Raw genomic sequence first — 19,794 nt, forward strand, 5'->3', positions numbered from 1 at the left:
AACGGCTACTCCACGATCTGGCTGGCGGACGCCCTCGTTGACGGCGCCCCCTTCACCACGGTCGACAACGACCCGGGCCGGGCCGGCGAGGCTACGGGGAAGATCGCCGCCGGACTGCAGGTCATCGCGAAGCAGGGCTGAGTTTCTGCGGCCGCCCCACCAACGCGTCCGCCACCGCCTCCGCGACCCGCCGGTTCGCCGGGAAGACCCGGGTCCGCTGCCCAGGGCGTCCGAACCCCTCCCGCACCGGGTCGGAGGTCGACGGTCCCACCAGGAACAACCCGTCCCGCGCCACGCCGTCCGCTCCGACCGCCCGGTTGTCGCCGTCGACGACGAACACCGACTCCGCCGCACCGGACGCCCCGGTCCCGGCGACGAGTTCCCCGTCCGCCAGCAGACCACGCAGCACCGGATCCGTGACCCGCGGCACCGTGACCTGGGCCAGCCGGGCGTCCACCAGGTGGTCGGCGGTGACCGGGTCGCCGACCACGACGGGACTGTCGGCGAGGAAACGAGGACCGGCACCGGGGTTCCGACGGAACCGGGTATCCGGGCCGAGGCACCGGACCACCCCGGCGCGGTGCAGTGCCAGCAGGTTGCCGAGCCGTTCCGGTGGCGGACCGGAGCACACGTAGGAGAACGAGCCCTCCACCTGCGCGACGAGGTCACGGTCCGCATCATCGAGCAGCCCCTCGGCGAGCAGTGAGTGCAGCACAAAGTAGGACGCCACCAGCGTGCTGTACAGCAGGCCGTCCTGCGGGTGCCGCCGGTCGGTCGCCCGACCGAGGTTCGTCAGCACCACTGCCTCCACTTCGCGCTCCACGGCGTGGCGGTCCGGGAAAGCGAGACCGTCGAGCGGACGGTCGATGCGGCGCAGGTCCAGCGGCTCGTCGGTGACCGCCGACCACTGACCGTGCAGTTCGGCGGTCAGCAGTCGCCGCAGGTGACCGGGTTCCAGGTGCCCGTCGGGTGTCCGCGGTATCCCGTCGAGGGTCGCAGGGACCAGGTGGTGCAGTTCCACGGCCGGTGGCCCGTCGACCGGCTTGGACCGGTAGGGCACCCCGCGCCGTGAGCCGACCCACAGCACCGGTTCCCGCCCGGAGGGGACGTAGGTCGGGACAGCATCACCGGCACCACGCTCGAACCGGCCGCCGCGTCCTTCGGTGAGGATCTCCATGAGGTCGATGAAGGCCAGACCGAACCCGCGGACGAGGACGCCCTCTCCCGCCGGTATCGCGGAGAAGTCCTGGTCGACGGTGTAGCCGGGCGGGATATGTCCCTCCCCGACTGTGCCGGGATCGCCCGGGTCGACATCGAGATGCCCCTGGGCCAGCAGCACCGCATCGGCCCGGAGTTCTGTGCCGTCTGCCAGACGCGCCGTCCGGACGCCGCCGTCCGGCGGGGTGACGTGCTCCGCGCGGTGCGGTGTTCGGTGACGGTGATGCCGGGGTGGGTCGCCGGGTCGGTGAGCACCGCGACTGCGCGGTCGAAGGCGTCCCGCAGGTAGGCGGCGGCGTCCCGGCGGGGGACGAAGCGCCGCTCCCCGGCCCACTCCGCGAGCCCGGGGCCGGGCACCGCCGCCGGTACGGCGGGGTCACCGTCGGCGTAGACGGTGATCTCGTCGGAGGTGTTGTTCATCCACACCTCGGTCGGCTGGGCGGCGCGCCAGATGCGGCCGGGACCGGCAGGGTACGGGTCGATGACGTGAATCTCGGTCGCCGGTACCTCCGGGAGGGCCGCCAGCGCCAGGAGGATACCCGTGGTCCGTGGCCCGGCACCGACGATGACCAGTGCCCGGCTCATGCGCTGACCTGTGCTGCGAGGGCGAGGAGGCCGATGACGTCCGTGATGTGGCGAACCTCCCCTGCCACGCCGTCCGAGGTGTGGAAACGGTCGCCGAGGATGGTGACGGTCGGCAGCTCGCCCTGCGGGGGACGTGGCACGATGGACGGTCCCTTGACCGACCACGGCTGCCCGACCGAATCAGTGCCGGTGACGTCGACGTAGTGGACCTTGTCCCGGTCGATGAACCGGTGGGTGACCTCGTCACGGATCTCCGCGTCCGACTCCCAGGAGGTCCACAGCGCCCGGACGGCGGCGACGACATCGGGGACCTCCCCCCCCCACGCCGCGTCGACGGAGGCGGCGGGTCGGCGCCCGACGGCGTCGGCGGCGGCATCCGTGGTCTGTGCGACAGGCGACCAGCCGGCACGCCCGGAGGCGGCGTAGTCCAGGGTGGCGGTGGAGGTGGCGACGTGGAACGGCTCGGTGTGCGTCACCGGCACCTCGGGCACGATGCGCAACCGGGTGGTCTGCAGTGCGAGCCAGGCGACGAGGGTGACGGCGTTCTGGCCGGAGGTGTAGTCGTCGCCGAGGATGAGCAGGTAGTCGTCGGTGTCTGCACCGGACGCCGCGTCAAGTGCCCGGGCGGTGGCGGACAGCGCGTCGAAGTCGAGCGCGGCGGTCGGTGAGACGTGGTAGGCGGTGGTCATGCGGAGACCTCCTGACTGGTGGAGTGGTTGTATGCGGGCAGGTCGAGGTTGTCGCGCAAGGTGGTGCTCCCGGCGTAGCTGGTCCGGTACACACCGCGGTCCTGCAGTTCGGGGACGACCCGGTCGACGATCTCGTCGAGCCCACCGGGGGTGATGTGCGGGACGACGATGAAGCCGTCAGCGGCACGCTGCTGCGTCAGGTCATCGAACTTCGCGGCGACCTGGGCCGGGGTGCCGATGAGGGTGCCGCCGCGCCCGGAAACCTCGGTGACCAGCTCACGGATGGAGAGGTTCTTCTCCTCCGCCAGCGCCCGCCAGCGCCGGGCGACCGCACCGTAGTCCTTCTCATGGCGGACGCGGCCACGGGTGATGTCGGCGTTGTCGAGGTCCGGCCCGACGTCCGGCAGTGGGCCGTCAGGGTCGTAGCCGGAGAGGTCGCGGCCCCACACCTGCTCGAGGAAGGCGATCGCGCCGGGTCCGTGGACCTGGGCGTGCCGGACCTCCCGGTACCGTTCCTGAGCCTCGGCCTCGGTGTCACCGAGGATGTCAGAGATACCGGGGTAGATCTTCAGGGAGTCGGGACGTCGCCCCACCGCTGCGAGCCGCTGGTCGATGTCGGTGCGGAAGGCCTTCCTGTCCTCCGCTTCGGTGTGGGCGGAGAAGATGACCTCGGCATGACGGGCGGCGAAGTCGCGGCCCTCGTCGGAGTCCCCGGCCTGGAAGATGACCGGGGAGATCTGCGGGGTCTCGGGGACGGGGAAGGTGCCGTGGACGTCGAAGAAGTCGCTGTGCCAGTCGAAGGAACCGTCACTCCCGCGGTGGGACTCCCACAGGGTGCGGGCGAGGGAGACGAAGTCGGCGGCACGCCGGTAGCGGTCGGCGCCGTCGAGGTAACCGCTGCGCCGGAAGTTCGCCCCGGTGAAGGCGTTGTGGCTGGTGACCACGTTCCACGCGGCACGGCCGCCGGAGACGCGGTCGAGCGTGGCGAGGGTGCGGGCGAGGTCGTAGGGCTCGTTGAAGGTCGAGTTGAAGGTGCCGGTCACTCCGATGTGTGTGGTGACGGCGGCGAGGGCGGAGAGGACCGTGGCGGTCTCGGGGCGTCCGACGACGTCCTGGTCGAAGACCTGTCCCTTGTGTTCGCGCAGGCGCAGGCCCTCGGCGAGGAAGAGGAAGTCGAAGAGGCCGCGTTCGGCGGTGCGGGCGAAGTGCTCGAAGCCTGCGAACTCGATGTGGGAGCCGGAGTCGGGGTCGGCCCACACGGTGGTGTTGTTGACGCCCGGGAAGTGGGCGGCGAGGTAGGTCGAGCCCAGGGAGGATTTCGCGCCGAGGTCGACTATGCCCTCCAAGTTGTCCTTCACCGACTGTGCGGTGAACGGGGTGCCGTCGGTGAAGGTCACGCCGTAGCGCAGGTGGAAGGTGAAGGTGGTCGAGTCGTCACTGACGTCCCAGCTCTCGGCGAGCCAGGGAACGATCTCCCCTGTCTCCGGGTCCTGGTCGGTCAGGGAGTCGGCGATCTGCCGGGAGACGTTGAGGGCGGTGTTGTTGCCGGCCTGTTGGCCGTCGGCGCAGGTGATGTCCGCGTCGAAGGCGACCCGCAGCGTCCCTCCGTTCACCGGTGGGCCGGTGTAGTCGTCGTCACCCTGACCGGCGGCCGTGCCGCAGGAGGTGAGGACGCCGAGGCAGAGGACCGCGGTGAGGGAGGCCGCCGCCGTCACTGTAATAGACCGAGCTGTCTGCATGGAGCGCAACGCTAGTCCGGGGTCCGCCCCAGCCCACACCCTTAGGATCACCGCGAACAGAAAACGCCCTGTGCCAGAATGAATCCATGAGCCACGAGCCGTCCCACCCGGGGTCCCGACATTTCCGCGCCGTCAGCGCACCGGACCTGTCGACCCTCTCCGGCGCCGTGAACGCGACCTATGACCGGCTCGACGACCTCGTCCGGGTCGCCCAACGGCACTACAGCCGTCTCGCACCTCCGGTCGGCGAGGTGCCGCAGCCGACCACCGCCGACGGCACCGTCCTGCCGCCCCATGTCCCGGACGTGGCCTGGGTTCGCCGCGCCGCCCTCATCGCGGCCGACGGCCTGACCATCACCGCCAACGGCACCGCAAACTTCGACGGGAACAGCACCGCCTTCCTCGCCGATCTTGGCCGTGACCTGCGCAAGGACGGCATCACCGTCGCACACGTCGCGGCCGCCGCCGAGGCTCTCGGCCGGGCCCTCTGCGACCTCTACAACCACTCCTACCCCGGCACCGACCTCACCTACCAGGCCGCTGAACAGGCCGGTATCCCTGTCGGGCTCACCGAGCTACTGCAGACCGTGGACCTCGGCGTCCGCATCGCCGCCCTCGGCGCGGTCGAGGACGAGGACGCCGGCATCCCCGCCGCGGCCGACGCCGAAGTCCTCGAGATCCAGCACCGTTCACCCCGCGTGACGGTGGTCCGGCTGACCGCCACTCCGCCACAGACCGGCTGGGCCGGACAGTTCCTCGAGGTCCGCACCCCGGCAGAACCGGAGCAGTGGCGGTCCGCGGCGTCCGCCATCCCGCCGAACCACGGCGGCCTGCTGGAGTTCCCGCTTGTCCACCCGGTCGGCGCCCCCCCACAGGTCACGGTCGGTGAACACTGGGTGGTCGCCAACCCGACCGGCGGGCTGGAACTGTCCACGGACACCCCGACGCTGATGATCGCCCTCGGCGCCGGCCTCGCCCCGTTGCGCGCCCTCATCCTGGACGCCTCGACCCACGACACCGTCCCGCCGGTGCACCTCTACTGGCAGGTCGACAATCCCGATGACCTGCACGAGTACACCGGCCTGTTGGGGCTCGCCGGTGTCTTCGACTGGCTGACCGTCACCCCGGTCGTCACCGACGCCACCGCCACCGGGGACGAGGACTGGTTCGCCACCCCCGAACGCGAACGCTTCACCATCTACTCGCGCCCCGGCCCCGAACAGCTGGTCAACGGCGAGGACCTGCGCCACGGCACCGCCGCCGAGGTCGCGGTGGCAGACAACCGTCAGGCAGGACGCCGCGTCCTCGTCGCCGGTGGACCGGAGGACGCCACGGCAGTCAACGAGGCGGTCAACGCCCTCACCGCTGCCGGCGTCGACCCGGCGATGATCACCGCGGAGCCGATGTGACCGACCTCGCCCTCGAACCGGCGGAGATCACCGCCCCCTTCGTCATCCTCTCGGAAGGCCAGTGGCCGCGCGTCCCGGAGCACTGGCCGTGGCACACCCACTCGGTCCACGAGCTGGTCTGGGTCCGCCACGGGACAATGACCACCCGGATCCGCACCGACGACGGCGAGCACCTGTTCACCGTTCCGGAAGGTCGGGGCATGTGGCTGCCCGCCGGGGTCCACCACGCCGGACAGCTCACCGCGGTGGCGGTCGTGGCGGTCGGGACTGTCGGCTTCGTCGGTCCGGTCGCCCCGCACCTGGCCCGCTCACTGGTCGGGGCGCGGCATGGGCGCGTCATCCCGGTGTCCATGCTGCTCGGCGCGGTTCTGGTCGGGGTGGCCGACATTCTCGGCAGGACGTTCATCGCCCCCTCCCAGATCCCGGTGGGCCTGATGATCGCCCTGATCGGCGCGCCGTACTTCGTGTGGCTGCTGCGGAAGAGCTAGTCCTTCTGCTCCCCCAGCGCCCGCACGCCCTCGGCGTGCACGTCGACTCCGCTGACCTTCAGGTCACGGTCGTGTCCGGCGAGGACCGGCAGACCCTTTCGGACCTTGTCCACCCGGTTGGGGTCGATGTCGACGAGCAGCACCTGGGAGACATAGCCGGTCTCGGCGAGACGTGCCCCGTCCGGCCCGATGACCATCGAATGGCCGATACCGGTGGGCCCGTCGTTGACGCCGTAGCGGTCCGGGGACCCGGGACGGGACTGGCCGGCCGCGACAAGGTAACTGGTGGTGTCCAGGGCGCGCGCCGAGGTCAGCGTGCGCCACTGGCCGAGCTTGCCCGGACCGTCGGTCCAGGACGTCGGCACGACCATCACCGTCGCCCCCGCCTTCGCCAGCGCGTAGAAGTGCGCCGGGAAACGGATGTCGTAGCAGGTCGCCAGTCCGATGGTGACACCGTCGATCTCGTAGACCACCCGACGGTCGCCGGGCTTGACCGTGTCGGACTCCCGGTAGCCGAAGGCGTCGAAGGTGTGGATCTTGTTGTAGTGGTCGGTGCCGTGCGGCCCGGTGATCAGCAGGGTGTTGTAGACCCGGCGGAACCGGTTCGTCTCCCCCGCCCCGGCGATCGGCTCGGTGGTGCGGCGTCCGTCCGGGTACCGGTAGACGGTGTCCGCCGGGGTGAACATGCCGACCACCACGGTCACGTCGTGCTCGACCGCGGCCTTCGTCACCGCGGTGGCGAAGGGTCCTGACAACGGCTGCGCGACGATGTCGAGGCGTCCCGCATCGAAGGGGAACATCGCCGCCTCGGGGAAGACCACGAGGTCAGCGCCCAGGCGCGCGGCCTCGGCGATGTAGGTGCGGATGGTCGTCAGGTTCGTCGCCACATCCGGTTCGGAACTCATCTGGATCGCTGCGATGCGCATGCGCCCCAGGGTACGTGAGGACGTGTGTCCCGCACGTCCACAATCAGACGACGGCGACGACGAGATCCTCGCCACCGACCGGGGTGAGCCCGTCGCCGCGGTCCCCTGCGCCCGCTCGGGATACCATCACTGCGTGCCCGAACAGTCCACACAGCCCACCTCCGCCCAGCCGAAGCCCGCGACCGTCCTCGCCGCGCTGAAGAGCCCGAAACTGCTCACCGTGGAGATCCTCGGCGGGCTGGTCACCGCGTTCGCCCTGATCCCCGAGTCTCTCAGCTTCGCCATCGTCGCCGGACTCGACCCGAAGATGGGCCTCTACGCCGCCTTCACCATGGCGTGCGTCACCGCGCTGCTGGGTGGACGCCCCGGCATGGTCTCCGGTGCCGCCGGCTCTATCGCCCTGGTCATCTTCCCTGTCGCCCGCGACCACGGGGTGGAGTACCTCGTCGCCACCGTCATCCTCGGTGGCGTCCTCCAGGTCGTGATGGGTGCGCTGGGCGTGGCGAAACTGATGCGTTTCATCCCGCGGTCGGTGATGACCGGCTTCGTGGACGCCCTGGCGATCCTCATCTTCACCGCCCAGCTCGACAACCTCATCGACGTGCCCTGGGCCGTCTACCCGCTGGTCGTCGCCGGCCTGGCGATCATGGTGGTCTTCCCGAAGCTCACCACCCGCGTGCCCGCGCCTCTGGCATCCATCCTGCTGGTCACCCTCGCCGTCGTCACCCTGTCGATCGACGTGCCGACCGTCGGTGACCAGGGTGAACTTCCCGAGTCCTTCCCCGGGTTCGGCATCCCCGACATCCCCTGGAACCTCGACACCCTCGGCGTCATCGCCCCCTACGCCGTAGCCCTGGCGCTGGTCGGCCTGATGGAGTCCCTGCTCACCGCGAAGCTCGTCGACGACCTCACCGACACCCACTCCGACAAGACCCGCGAGACCTTCGGTCAGGGCATCGCGAACATCGTCACCGGCTTCTTCGGCGGCATGGGCGGCTGCGCGATGATCGGCCAGACGATGATCAACGTCAAGCAGGCCGGGGCGCGCACCCGGATCAGCTCCTTCCTCGCCGGCGCATTCCTCATCATCCTCTCGGTCAGCCTGTCGGACATCGTCGGCAAGATCCCGATGGCAGCCCTCGTGGCGGTGATGATCATCGTCGCGTTCACCACCTTCGACTGGAAAAATGCTCGTAGGCTTTTGAGCAGGGGTTATGAGAGTTTGGGTTTCAAGTTGGGGCATGTTGGGACATGTGTTGGGACTTTTTTGTTGTTGGGTCATAACTTTTTTGTGTAGTGATTTGTTTTGTTGGTGTGCGGTCATGTGTTCTATTGTTTGTTTGTGGGTTGTGGTGAAAAAAGAAAAAAATGGGTGGTTGGTTTTTGTTGTGTTGGGAGAATTGATAACTCTTAACCCTCAATACTGTTCTTAAACTTTTTCTTTAAAGTTTTAGAATGGTGTTGCGCTTTGCGTAATTTTTAGTTTGGGGTTGAGGCTTGGGTGTGATAGCGATGGGGTTTATGTCGTGTTAAATGCGCGACTCCCCTGAGCTATTAGTGCTGATTCACCACTGCCCTGTGATGGTGCGCATACTTTGTCAATTTTCGTCAATTCATATCTGTGATATGTGTTGTTGTTTTTTTTGCGTTTTGTTTTTGGTGCGATATTTTGTTTGGGTTTTTGGTATAATTGCTGGTGTGGGGGTGTTTTGGGCTATATAAGGGTTGTTTTTTCTATACATTTTTTGCCTAACAGAGTGTTTTTTAAAAAAGTTTTGATATAATGTAGTAGCTTGATACCACTCTAGCGACCTCCCAGGGTTTTTGATTCTGGGAGGTTTTTTTTATGCCCATTTTGTTGTTGGTTGTGATTGTTTTAAAAAAGTTTTGATATAATGTTTGTAGATACACTTTCATACCGTTGAAAAAATTCATATTATCACTTGGCAGTGGTTGAAAGTGGGCGTTTAAAAACTATTGTAGGCCGATAGTTATAGCTGAGCGCCGTTAGAATAGAGCAGTGTAGAGTGGTATCAAGCTGTTCATGTAGAATATTTTTTCTATCTGGAGCTCGTGGGGCCGCTAGGGAGAAAGGCAAGTTCTCCGGACGCGGGCACTGTTATAAGGGTAGAGCAGAACTATTGATACTACGCCTGTTTTTGCAGGGACAGCCCATTGGGAAAGCTTGTTTTTAAAGTTTTTCTTTCCCATAGGGTTAAAATTCTAGGCATGCTTTTTTAATGGTTTAGTTTCGTAATGGTTCAATAATTGTTGGTTTCAACAAGGTTCAATAATGTTTTATGTTATTGAAGGTTATTGAAGTTTGTTGTTGTTGAAGGTTATTGAAGTTTGTTAAACCACCTGTGATTGTATAATTACAGGTGGTTTTTGTTGTGTGTTGGTTGTTTTAGAAGAGTTGTTTGTTGTTCGTTTGTGTTTGTGGGTATGGTAATTTGTTTTTTTTGATGAAGCCTCTGGCTGTGCTTTCTGCTACGTTCGCTTTTTGTGCTGCTTGTCTAAATGTTTGTTGTTCTGTTTGTATGTGGTAGCAGATTTGGTAGTATTTTTGTTGTGTCATTTCGTCCCATTTGTTCTGTTTTTTGTGTTGTGTTGGTTGTGTTGGTTGTTGTGTTTGTATTGTTTGTTGTATTTGTTGTATTTGTTGTGCGATAATGTTTAGTGCTGTTGTGATTGTTGTTTCTGTCATTTTTTCTCCTGTTGTGTTTTGTCTGTTGTTGTTTATATCTATTTTTTGTTGTGTGTTAGTGTGTTTGAGAGTGCCCCCTCTTGGATACACACTTTTGATACCACACTTTTAAACACGTTTTGATATTAGAAGTGTGTAGAGCGCACGATTATTAAAATATGGAGGTTTACGATGGGTAAAATTAAAACGCTTGGTTATGTGAGATTGTCGAGAAAGGAGGAAAGTTCGTGGAGTGTTAAAAACCAGGTCAAGGAGATTAAACAGTATAATTCTGCTGCTGTTATTTATGTGGATGATGGTGTTAGTGGAAAGGATAATTTGGTTAGTGGTGATGGTGCGTGGAGTGATTTGTGGAAAGAGTTTTTGAAGGAACCACAAAACAGTGAGATTGTTGTTTGCCATTTAGATCGGTTGGGCAGAAGGAAGGGTAAAATTCTGTCTATGAGTGAGGATGTTTTTGATTTCGGTGGTAGTATTTTAGATTTAAGTAGTAATATGCGCTATGATTCGTCGGATGATTTTTCAAAACAGGTTGGTTTTACGTTTAGTGCTTTGATGAGCGATGCGTATCGGCAGGAGATTGCCCGTAAAAGTAAAATTGCGCAGGATTCTTTGAAGGATGCCGGTTTGTTTTTCGGCCCGGTGCCCAAGCTTTCAAAAAAGGATTGTGATGAGATTCGTGATTTACATAATAGAGGTTTGGGTTTGAGGAGTATCGGGAAGGTGGTTAGAACTAAAAATTCAAAAGGTGTTTGGGTTAATACGGGGCCTGCTGTGGTGAGGAAGGTGTTGGATGGTGTGTATGTGCCCCGGGAGGCGTTTTTGGCCCACAATGCGGCTGTCAGGGCCGGTTTAAGGGGTGTTAGATAATGGTTGCAGCGTGTAGTGTTCTGTTGTGTTTTGTTGTGGTTGTTGTCGTAATGTTTATGTATTTGCAGCGCCACACAAAATATATTGAGATAGAGTATTTGAAAGTTTTTGTTTATGTGTTGATGGTTTCTGTTTTGGTGCTATCATTTTGGGTTTTGTTTTTGTTGTTGTTGTAGTTTGATTGTTTTTGTTTTTAGAGCAGCACAGGATTGATTCTGTGCTGTTTTTTTTGTTGTTTGTGGGGGTGGATACGTGTTTTGTAAAATATGGTGTTTGACCTGCGGTTTTGTGTTTGGTGTTTTTTGATGGTTGTTGTTTGGTAATAATGCCGGTTTTATGGGGGTTTTTCGTGTTTTGGTGGGTTTTTTGGAGATACAGGAGCGTTTTTGTCGTGTTTTTGTTGGGCAGCGTAAAAGCCCAGTTTTGTGTAGAACCGGGCTGTATGGCTGTTTGAGGGGTTTTTGGGGGTTGTTGTGGGTGGTTGGTGGGGTTGGGTGTTTCAGGCCGTTAGAACAGTGTTGTGAGCCATTTTTGTAGTTGTTGTGCCGCCTCCTGCTGTTGTTTGCGTGAAGCGTGTGAATAGTATTTGTCCAGAACCGCCTCCTTGTCTCCGATGATTGATTGTGTTGTTTGTGGTGATTGTGATTGTAGAAGCAGGTTTGCTGCTATGTGTCGCATGTAGTGAATGGTGAATTTGTTAGATTCATAATTCTCCCTGTAGAACTCTTTCCAGATTCGTTTCCAGATCCCGCGTAATTTATTGGGTGTTATGATTTCTCCGGTGTCGTCAATAAATACCAAGCTTTCAAGATTTTCGTATTTTTCAATGTTGTTGTAGATTTTTCGGTTTTGTTGTTTCCTTTTTAGTAGAGCGTGCCGTATATCCTCTGGTAGATAGATTGTGCGTATTTCGCTTGTTTTTGTGGTTGGCTTGATTCTAAAACCTTTTTTGTCGTCAAGCTGCTGTTTTACGAGTAATTGTGCTTGTCCCTTTTTTTCGATGTTTAATATGCAGTCCCAGGTTAGTCCTAAAAGTTCCATTCTGCGTAAACCCATTAGCAGTAATAGTAGTAGTAGTGTTTCTGTTTCTTTGGTTTTGTCCTGGCTGTATTGTTTTACGATGGTTCTAACGTCGTCGGTGGCGGTATCAATGATAGTGTTATTGCGGGTTTGGTTTTTGGGGGTGTATTTGGGTTTGGGTATTTGTGATAGTGGGTTTTGTGCGATGTAGCCGTAGTTGATGAGATACGTGGTTAGTGCTCTAATTTGTGAGTAGATGGTTTTTGTTGTTGCGGGTTCCGTTGATTTGTTGAGTATTTTTTCTATTAGTTCCTGGTTGTAGTTGTCTATTGTAGTATTATTAACATATGGCAGAATGTGTTTTTTGAAGATGCCCTGCCGGTTGTCGTTTGTTTTTTGTTGTGTGCGTTCCTCTTTGTATGGCAAGTATTTTGTTTCAATGATTTCTTTGATTGTGATGTTGTTTATAGCGTTAGTGTCTGTTTGATGGTTGTTGAAGAATTGTAGTAGTTCCTGAATTGTGGGTTGTTGTGTTTGTGGTTGTGTGATTTTTTTCACAATGTTTTTTTCCAGGTTTGCTTTTGCCTCTTTTTGTGTTTCTCCAAAACCTCTAATTTTTTTTCGTTTGCCGTTTGGGTTTTTGCCTGCTGCTTTTTCGGCACACCATAATTCTTTTCCTCGCACTTTTGTTCTATAAATGCTGCCGGTGCCGTATGCTCGTCTTGCCATAATTGTGATTGTATCATGTTGGGACATGTGTTGGGACATTTTTTTGGTAGTTTTTTGCTTAGTGTTTGTTCTCAATGCCTGGTTGTTGGGTTGTTGGTTCTGAGCGCTTAATTCGACTGGAACTCGGTGCGCACCCTGCGCGTCATGCCCCTGTCGGAGACCTGCGTCCTGCTGGTCACCGTCATCGCCACGGTCGTCACCGACAACCTGGCGGTGGGCGTCATCCTCGGCGTCCTCACCGCGATGGTCGGCTTCGCCCGGCGCGTCGCCCACCTCACCCGTGTCGAGCGCACCGGCGAGGGCACCTACCGGGTGGAGGGGCAGCTGTTCTTCGCCTCCTCGAATGACCTGGTGTACCAGTTCGACTACGCCGGAGACCCGGACGAGGTCTCCGTCGATTTCTCGGCGACGACCGTGTGGGACTCCTCCACCGTCGCCGCACTCCAGGGCGTGCGTGAGCAGTACGCCCGGCGCGGCAAGCAGGTCACGTTCACCGGGTTGGACGCCACGAGCCAGGGCTACATCGACCGCCTGGAGGGACGCCTGGGATAGCGGCGGGGGTGACGCAGGCGCGTAGGGTCAGTCGGCACGGACACCATTTCCGGTCAGAACGGACCTTCCACCATGTCCGCACGTCGCATCACCACCGCTGCCGCCGCCGTCGCTCTCGCTGCCGGCACCGCATTCACCGCAGTCCCCTCCGCCGGCGCGGAGACCACCGGTCTCCCGCCGGTCTCTGAGGTCACCGACGGGATCCAGCAGTCGGTCCTGGGTTCCGTCATCCTCCCCGTGATCGCCGGCGGTGCCGTCTACTGCCTGATCACCAGCTCCTTCTCTCCGACCGGAGAGGACACCTGCCCCTCCTGACCTGGTTGTCCACAGGCGGTGGCACGAACCGGAAGAGAGTTGTCCACAGGTTTGCCGACGAACATTGACCCTTTTCCGGAGACGCCGCTACTGTCCTGATCCACCGGAGCCGCCGACGGAGTGGCCAGGACGGACAACCGGACACCGGGAGGGGTCATGGGATCAGGGGATTTCGGCATCGAGCCGACAGCTGTGGAACAGGCGGCAGGGGAACTGACGGGGTACGGGGACCGGATGGAGGCGGCCGGGCGGCTCCTGCAGGTCACCGGGGTCGCACCGCCTAATGCTCTACCTGGCGGACTCGTGGCGAAAGCCCTGGCCGTCGCCGCGACCACGATGTCCCGGTCGGTGGCCGGGGAGGGTGCCGCCACCTGTGCGACAGCAGGCAGTCTGCGCACTTTCGTCGCTACGGTCTGCACCGCGGAAACCGAGGCCGCGACGGATCTCGAGGGGGCCGCGTCATGAGGATCAGGGACATCGCCGACGCTCCTGTGGCCGTGGCCTCTCTCGCCGCGGACAGCTGGTCGAGCACCGGCACGGAGTTGGAGGCGGTCGCCACCGGTACAGACGGGGTCGCCGTCCTTCCGCGGTGGGAAGGGGCTTCATCTGACAGCATGAGGGGCCGCCTGGCCTCCTCATCCGGTCGGATCCGGACGCTCGGAGGCACGGCAGACACGGTGTCCGGGGTGCTGGACGGGCACTGCGGCTTTCTCACCGTCACCCAGGCCATCGTGAATGCGACGATCACCGCCGCCGAGACCGCCGGCATGACCGTCCACGGCAACGGGCTGGTCACGTCGGGGAGAAAGAGTCTTGCCGGGGTCGGGATGCTGGTCCTCGACACCCTGCCCGGGGTGGGCACGGCGACGGATGCCGCCGAGACGGCGTTCACCGTGACACTTCGGACGGCCATGGCGGCAGTCGCTGGAATGGACGTCGCCGCCGCCGCCGCGATCACCGCCGCCGCGCTGGTCGATGCCGGAGGGCAGGGCACCCCGGGTGTTGTCTCCCCCGGCGTCCGGGGAAAATCCGCGAAGTCCCCGGACGGAATCCCGGACGGGGTACGCATCGACCGGGCACTCGATGCATCCCTGACCCCGGAGGGTCGGGAAAAGGTACTGGAGATCGCCGACGAAGCGATCAGGGAACTGCGCGCCCACGGGCAGGACCCGGCGGAGATCGGGGTGGAGATCTCCATGGACGGCGGGAAACTGGGCGTGACCCTCGGCAATATCGACACCGCCGACAAGATCACCACCGTGGTCTCGGGCACCGGATCCGGAGGCATGTCGGGGCTGAAGGACGGGGCGGCTTTCGCCGGACGGTTCACCGGACCCGGGCAGGCGACTGTCGTCTGGCGTGAGTGGTCGCCACCGTCCAACCTGTTCGGCGCGGCAGTCAGCGGTCGCGCCGAGGCTGCGGGATCCACACTGCGTGCCCACCAGTCGGCCCTGCGGCAACGGAACCCGGATGCCGAACTGAGCGTCGTCGGGCACAGCTACGGCACCCGCGTCATCGACGAGGCGGCCGGGGACGCCATCCTCGCACTGGAGGCGGACCAGATCCATCTCATGGGCAGCCCCGGTATGACAGCGGGCTCCGCCGACGACCTCAACCTCCGGGCGCTGGACGGGGACGCCGAGGTCCACGTCTCCAAGAAGTCGGGGGACATGATCGGGATCATGGCGGATGAACCGCAGCTCCACGGGGACGACCCCGCGGACCGGGACTGGGGCGCCGACTACGTCAACGGGAAGGACCCCGGTGACCGGAGCCTGTGGGACCGCGCCAAGGACGCACTCGGTCCGGTCGGGGAGCTGGTCGATGACGGTGAGGATCTCGCGGGCAGCCTGTGGGGTCTGTTTGACGGGGACCTCGGCGACGAGCACAGCAGCTACAAGACCGACGAGAACGTGCTGGAAGCGCTGAGGAAGTAGCCGGACGACTAGCCTCGGCACCATGACCGCACCCACCGGCATCCCCGACCGCATCCCCGCCGTCATCATCGGCGCCGGCCAGGCCGGGCTCGCTGCCGCCCACGAACTCGTCCACCGCGGCCTTGTCCCCGGCACGGACTTCCTGGTCTTCGACGCCGATGACGGCCCCGGCGGGGCATGGCGCCACCGGTGGGACTCCCTCACCCTCGGCAATGCCCACGGCATCGCCGACCTGCCGGGGCTCCCCCTGGAGCGTCCGGACCCGCAGGTCCCGGCGTCCCGCCTGGTCGCCGACTACTACCACCGCTATGAGGAGAACTTCGGGCTGCAGGTCGTCCGTCCGGTGAAGGTCGTCGCCGTCCACAGCACAGGCGGGACGCAAGATGCAGACCGGGGCGCCGACCTCGAACTCACCGTCCTGCAGAACGGCGCCTGCGCCACCGTGCGCACCGGGCTGCTGCTCAACGCCACCGGCACCTGGACCCATCCGTACATCCCGTACACACCGGGTATCGCCGACTTCACCGGGCGCCAGCTCCACACCGCCGACTACGTGAGCAAGGAGGATTTCGCGGGGGATCGCGTCCTCGTCATCGGTGGCGGGCTCTCCGCCGTCCAGTTTCTCCTGGAGCTCAACCAGCCGGGATCTGCGGCACAGACGCTCTGGGCGACACGGCGTCCGCCGAACTTCACCCCGGACCAGTTCGACCAACGCTGGGGCTACAAGGTCGAGGACCGCGTCCGTGAGGCGACGACGCAGGGGCGGCGTCCGGACTCGGTGGTGCGCAACACCGGCATCCCGCCGTGGCCGGAGTACCTCGACGCCGTGGCGTCCGGCGTCCTGGTCTCTCGCGGAATGATCGGACACATCACGCCCCACGGCGTGGTGTGGGGCGAACCCTCCGCACAGGCGCAGGAGGACGCCGCCACGCTGGAACAGCCCGCCAGCTGGTCCCCCTTCGAACCCGGCCACACCGAGGACGTCGACGTGCTCTTCTGGAACACCGGCTTCCGTCCTGCCCTGACCCACCTCGCTCCTCTGCAGCTGCGGGAACCCGGTGGCGGGATCCGGATGACCGACGACGTGACCGTGGCGAAGGACCCCCGCGTCCTCCTCGTCGGCTACGGGTCCACTGCCTCGACGGTCGGGGCGAACCGCGCCGGGCGGCTGGCCGGGAGGGCTGCGGCGCGGGTGCTGGTGGGGAAGCCACCACGTCGTCCCCCGGTATGACCCCGCCTGGCCTGCAGGTTCAGACTACGGGTTGCTCCGTGACCCACTACCCGGACCGTAGCGTGAGCTCCCATGAGAACAACCCACCTCCTCGCCCTGTCCGCCTCTGTCGTCCTTGTCGGCGGACTTGCCGTCGCCGGTGTCTCCGCCGAGTTCAGCGCCCAGTACGAGGCGGAGAGCACCGTCCGGTCCATCGTCGCCCGAGTAGCCGCGGACGCCACCGCCTACGCCATCGACATCCACGGCCGCCTGCTGTTCCTCGCTGACTAGGGAACCGTCTCCACCGCTTACATCGATGTCACCAGCGGGCAGGAGAAGGCCCGGTGGATCGTCCAGGACTACCGGGACAACACCGTCGGCCTGCTCGACATCTACGTCCCCGTCACCCTCCCCGGTGGCCCGACCGCCCAGCCGGATCCGCTGCCCGCCGCCGACGGCAACTTCACCGACCACGCCAACCAACGGCGCGGTGGCGCTCAGGTATGCGACCCGACGTTGATGACCGTCCCCCGCGGAGTCCCGGTAGAAGAACCTGCTCACGCCCCAGGGTTCCTCACTCAGCAGGTGCACCACCTCAAGACCCTGCTCCACCACGCGGCCCAGCACCGTCTGCACCTCGTCCACCGTGGTGAGGAAGCAGGAGACGGCGGGGTTCACGGACGCTGGTTTCGAGCGCCACCCGGTCCGGGACGGTGATGTTCGGGATGGTGCGGTCGATACCCATGACCCCGACCGTACCGCGTGGAGTGTCCGCATCACGCGACCTGAGGCTGTTCGGACGCCCCCGAGCGACCTCCGGCGGCGTGGTGCGGACATCCCGCCACGAATGCCCCCGGACCCCTTGCATCTGCCCTCCGCGCAAGATATAGTTGACACATCAACTACTTGACTTGAAGGAGCACCCGTGAAGGCCTTCGGCTTCCTCAGCTTCGGACACTACGACCTCAGCGGTTCCGGCCGCATCCCCGGCGCGAAGGAGAATCTCAGGAACGCGCTGGAGATCGCCGTCGGCGCCGACGAACTCGGCGTCAACGGCGCGTACTTCCGCGTCCACCACTTCGCACCCCAGCACTCCGCCCCGATGCCACTGCTCTCCGCCATCGCGGCGCGGACCAGCGGTATCGAGGTCGGCACCGGCGTCATCGACATCCGCTACGAGAACCCGCTGCAGCTCGCCGAGGAAGCCGCACAGCTCGACCTGCTGTCCGACGGCAGGGTCGCCCTCGGCGTCTCCCGGGGATCACCCGAGCCCGTCGACCGCGGCTACGAGGCCTTCGGCTACCACCCGGCCGCCGATGACCCCAAGGGGGCGGCAATGGCCCGCGAGAAGTTCCTCCGCTTCATGGCCGCCGTCGACGGGGAAGGCATGGCGACCTCCCTGCCGCTGGACCAGCAGTACCCGCGGATGTACCACCCGGACGTCCCCGTGCCGGTGATGCCGCACTCGATGTCCCTGCGCAAGCACGTCTGGTGGGGCGCCGGTTCCCGCGACACCGCCGTGCGCGCCGCCCACGACGGCGTGAACCTCATGAGCTCCACCCTGCTCACCGAGGCCAACGGCGACCGTTTCGAGGACCTCCAGGCTGACCAGATCCGCGCCTACCGCGCCGCCTGGAAGGAGGCCGGCCACCAGTGGACGCCGCGCGTCTCCGTCTCCCGCTCCATCATCCCGGTGACCTCCGAGGACGACATGCGGATGTTCGGCATCGGCGGCGACGAGGGCGGCATCGGCTACATCGATGACGGCCAGGCCACCTTCGGACGCACCTACACCGACGAACCGGACAAGCTCGTCGAACAGCTGAAGAAGGACGCCGCCCTGTTGGAGGCCGACACCCTCATGATCACCATCCCCAGCCAGCTGGGTGTGGACGCGAACCTGCGCATCCTGCAGAACTTCGCCGAGCATGTCGCCCCGGAGCTCGGCTGGGAGCCGAACACGAAGGGCACGGTCACCGGCTACCCGATCGCTGAATCGTCGTAGTCCACGACCACCGGCGAGTGGTCCGAGAGTCTCATACCGCGGAAGTCCCGGTCCACCCCCGCAGATGTTGCGGTGCGCGCCAGACGGGGTGTGGCGAGGTGGTAGTCGATGCGCCACCCGGCGTCCTTCGCGAAGGACTGTCCGGCCCATGACCACCACGAATAGGGTCCGTCCTCGTCCGGGTGCAGTGACCGGACGACATCGACCAGGGTTCGCGGCGAGAGCTGCCGGTCGAACCACTCGCGTTCCTCGGGGAGGAAGCCGTCGTGGCTCTGGTTGCGCCGCCAGTGGGTGAGGTCGTGGCGGGTGTGGGCGATGTTCATGTCCCCCATGAGCAGGAACTCCCTGCCCTCCGCGAGCGCTGCCCGGCGCGTGGCCGTGAGATAGCGTCCGAAGCCGGCGAGGAACCCCATCTTGCGCTCGTAGCGGGCACCTCCGTCGGGTGCCTCACGCATCCGTTCCGGACGCTGCATCTCCGCCGGCAGCCCGCCTTTGGGCAGGTAGAGGCAGGCGACCGTGAAGGGAGCATCCGCAAGGTCGACCTCGATGTAGCGTCCCTGCGCGATGAAGGGACGCAGCGTCCGGGGCAGCGGGACGCGGTCTGATCCGTTACTCCAGGTGCGTACCGCAACCGGTGGCGTCCTCGTGAGCACCGCGACGCCGTTGCGTCCCGGAATATTCCCGGTCTCCAGGGCGACGTGGTAGTTCCCGAAGGCGTCCTCCGGGATCTTGTCGGGCTGTGCCCGGACCTCCTGAACTGCGATGACGTCGCAGTCACGTGCGTCCAGCCAGTCGCCGAAGCCCCGGCGTTGCGCGGCGCGGATCCCGTTGACGTTGGCGGTGGCGATGCGGAGCATGCCGGTGAGGTTACCCGGTGCCGGTCAGGACGCCCTGAGCCGCTGCCACCACCGCTCCTTCGGCATGATCTGCAGCTCGTCGATGGCATTGGGTGGGACGTCCTTGCCGGGCTCCTCGTAGATCAACCGGGGCAGGATGTCGTTGGTGTGCTTGTTCGCGTTGTACGCGGCGCGTGCCTTCAGGTGGAGGATGTGCGCTTCCTGCGCTTCACTCGGTCCAGTGCCAGTGACCTCACCAGCGGCACCTCGGTATGCGTGATCAGTGCACTGTCCCCAAGTTCCGTGAGGTTGAGCCACCCGATCGCCTTCGCTTCAAACTCCTCCCGCAACGACCACTCCGTCGCCTGCGCGTACCGCCGGTACCATTCAGCCCGGTTGTCCGATCTCAGCTTCTGCCCGACGGCGGGCAGTGCACCCAGGATCGCCAGCGCGGCAACGATCACCTGGACGAGTCTGATCCGTTCATCCGCGGTCATACTTCCCCTCCGTTCTTTCCCCGCCCCCTCGGCGAGATGTCAGAACGGTACGTCACCTGCGA

At 63.0% G+C, this 19,794-nt stretch carries 17 protein-coding genes and 3 pseudogenes; 11 read left to right on the top strand and 9 right to left on the bottom strand.

Features of this window, described 5'->3' with window-relative positions:
* Positions 1–121: 121 nt before the first annotated feature.
* From CVA01_RS15180 to CVA01_RS03555, 4 genes and pseudogenes are all read right to left on the bottom strand, one after another.
* Entirely contained in the window at positions 122–1,339 is a 1,218-nt protein-coding gene (locus tag CVA01_RS15180) for an FAD/NAD(P)-binding protein (RefSeq protein ID WP_244938149.1), read from the bottom strand.
* A 131-nt stretch (positions 1,340–1,470) separates the two neighbouring features.
* Positions 1,471–1,803 (bottom strand): annotated as a pseudogene (locus CVA01_RS15185) (FAD/NAD(P)-binding protein); the annotation flags it as partial.
* The gene (locus CVA01_RS03550; RefSeq protein WP_141328687.1) at positions 1,800–2,492 is read right to left on the bottom strand and encodes an LLM class flavin-dependent oxidoreductase; all 693 of its coding nucleotides are present in this window, start codon (positions 2,490–2,492) and stop codon (positions 1,800–1,802) included. The pseudogene CVA01_RS15185 and the gene CVA01_RS03550, both read right to left, overlap by 4 nt.
* Positions 2,489–4,231, bottom strand: a complete 1,743-nt coding sequence (locus CVA01_RS03555; protein ID WP_373862658.1) for an NtaA/DmoA family FMN-dependent monooxygenase — start codon at positions 4,229–4,231, stop codon at positions 2,489–2,491. Before CVA01_RS03555 ends, CVA01_RS03550 begins: the two co-directional genes overlap by 4 nt.
* An 86-nt stretch (positions 4,232–4,317) precedes the next feature.
* Between CVA01_RS03555 and CVA01_RS03560 the strand changes: the two genes are divergently transcribed.
* Complete coding sequence (locus CVA01_RS03560) at positions 4,318–5,640, top strand: ferredoxin reductase domain-containing protein (RefSeq protein WP_141328689.1); 1,323 nt, start codon at positions 4,318–4,320, stop codon at positions 5,638–5,640.
* Positions 5,637–6,128, top strand: a complete 492-nt coding sequence (locus CVA01_RS15420) for an iron chelate uptake ABC transporter family permease subunit (protein WP_280528058.1) — start codon at positions 5,637–5,639, stop codon at positions 6,126–6,128. The genes CVA01_RS03560 and CVA01_RS15420 overlap by 4 nt, the downstream gene beginning before the upstream one ends.
* Here CVA01_RS15420 and CVA01_RS03570 read toward each other — a convergent pair.
* The gene (locus CVA01_RS03570) at positions 6,125–7,054 is read right to left on the bottom strand and encodes a carbon-nitrogen hydrolase family protein (RefSeq protein ID WP_073884392.1); all 930 of its coding nucleotides are present in this window, start codon (positions 7,052–7,054) and stop codon (positions 6,125–6,127) included. The two genes, CVA01_RS15420 and CVA01_RS03570, sit on opposite strands and share 4 nt — an antisense overlap.
* Positions 7,055–7,187: 133 nt before the next feature.
* Between CVA01_RS03570 and CVA01_RS03575 the strand changes: the two are divergent.
* A pseudogene (locus tag CVA01_RS03575) lies at positions 7,188–8,255 on the top strand (SulP family inorganic anion transporter); the annotation flags it as partial.
* A 1,206-nt stretch (positions 8,256–9,461) separates the two neighbouring features.
* Here CVA01_RS03575 and CVA01_RS03580 read toward each other — a convergent pair.
* Positions 9,462–9,761 (bottom strand): hypothetical protein, encoded by a 300-nt coding sequence (locus CVA01_RS03580; protein ID WP_141328691.1) that lies wholly within the window; start codon positions 9,759–9,761, stop codon positions 9,462–9,464.
* Between the two features lie 171 nt (positions 9,762–9,932).
* Here CVA01_RS03580 and CVA01_RS03585 point away from each other — a divergent pair, with 171 nt between their 5' ends.
* A complete protein-coding gene (locus CVA01_RS03585; RefSeq protein ID WP_141328693.1) occupies positions 9,933–10,631 on the top strand; it encodes a recombinase family protein in 699 nt (232 codons plus the stop codon).
* Positions 10,632–11,138: 507 nt separating this feature from the next.
* Here the strand turns inward: CVA01_RS03585 and CVA01_RS03590 are convergent.
* A complete protein-coding gene (locus tag CVA01_RS03590) occupies positions 11,139–12,380 on the bottom strand; it encodes a tyrosine-type recombinase/integrase (protein WP_170209683.1) in 1,242 nt (413 codons plus the stop codon).
* Between the two features lie 111 nt (positions 12,381–12,491).
* Here CVA01_RS03590 and CVA01_RS03595 point away from each other — a divergent pair.
* The 7 genes and pseudogenes from CVA01_RS03595 to CVA01_RS03630 form a co-directional block, all read left to right on the top strand.
* Positions 12,492–12,932: pseudogene (locus CVA01_RS03595) on the top strand (STAS domain-containing protein); the annotation flags it as partial.
* A 72-nt stretch (positions 12,933–13,004) separates the two neighbouring features.
* Entirely contained in the window at positions 13,005–13,247 is a 243-nt protein-coding gene (locus CVA01_RS03600) for a hypothetical protein (protein ID WP_141328697.1), read from the top strand.
* Between the two features lie 156 nt (positions 13,248–13,403).
* Positions 13,404–13,712 (top strand): hypothetical protein, encoded by a 309-nt coding sequence (locus tag CVA01_RS03605; RefSeq protein ID WP_041629754.1) that lies wholly within the window; start codon positions 13,404–13,406, stop codon positions 13,710–13,712.
* Positions 13,709–15,184, top strand: coding sequence for an alpha/beta hydrolase (locus tag CVA01_RS03610; RefSeq protein WP_141328699.1), 1,476 nt, complete (start codon positions 13,709–13,711; stop codon positions 15,182–15,184). The genes CVA01_RS03605 and CVA01_RS03610 overlap by 4 nt, the downstream gene beginning before the upstream one ends.
* Before the next feature lie 22 nt (positions 15,185–15,206).
* Positions 15,207–16,415 carry an NAD(P)-binding domain-containing protein gene (locus CVA01_RS03615; protein ID WP_141328701.1) on the top strand — a complete coding sequence of 403 codons (1,209 nt, stop codon included), beginning with the start codon at positions 15,207–15,209 and terminating at the stop codon, positions 16,413–16,415.
* 72 nt (positions 16,416–16,487) lie between these two features.
* The gene (locus CVA01_RS03620; RefSeq protein WP_141328703.1) at positions 16,488–16,685 is read left to right on the top strand and encodes a hypothetical protein; all 198 of its coding nucleotides are present in this window, start codon (positions 16,488–16,490) and stop codon (positions 16,683–16,685) included.
* A gap of 634 nt (positions 16,686–17,319) precedes the next feature.
* Positions 17,320–18,399, top strand: coding sequence for an LLM class flavin-dependent oxidoreductase (locus tag CVA01_RS03630; RefSeq protein ID WP_073884388.1), 1,080 nt, complete (start codon positions 17,320–17,322; stop codon positions 18,397–18,399).
* Here the strand turns inward: CVA01_RS03630 and CVA01_RS03635 are convergent.
* Positions 18,375–19,256, bottom strand: coding sequence for an exodeoxyribonuclease III (locus CVA01_RS03635; RefSeq protein WP_141328705.1), 882 nt, complete (start codon positions 19,254–19,256; stop codon positions 18,375–18,377). The genes CVA01_RS03630 and CVA01_RS03635 overlap by 25 nt on opposite strands.
* 179 nt (positions 19,257–19,435) lie before the next feature.
* A complete protein-coding gene (locus tag CVA01_RS03640; RefSeq protein WP_141328707.1) occupies positions 19,436–19,732 on the bottom strand; it encodes a hypothetical protein in 297 nt (98 codons plus the stop codon).
* Positions 19,733–19,794 lie beyond the last annotated feature (62 nt).

The organism is Corynebacterium variabile (assembly GCF_006539825.1).
GTDB classification, from domain to species: domain Bacteria; phylum Actinomycetota; class Actinomycetes; order Mycobacteriales; family Mycobacteriaceae; genus Corynebacterium; species Corynebacterium variabile.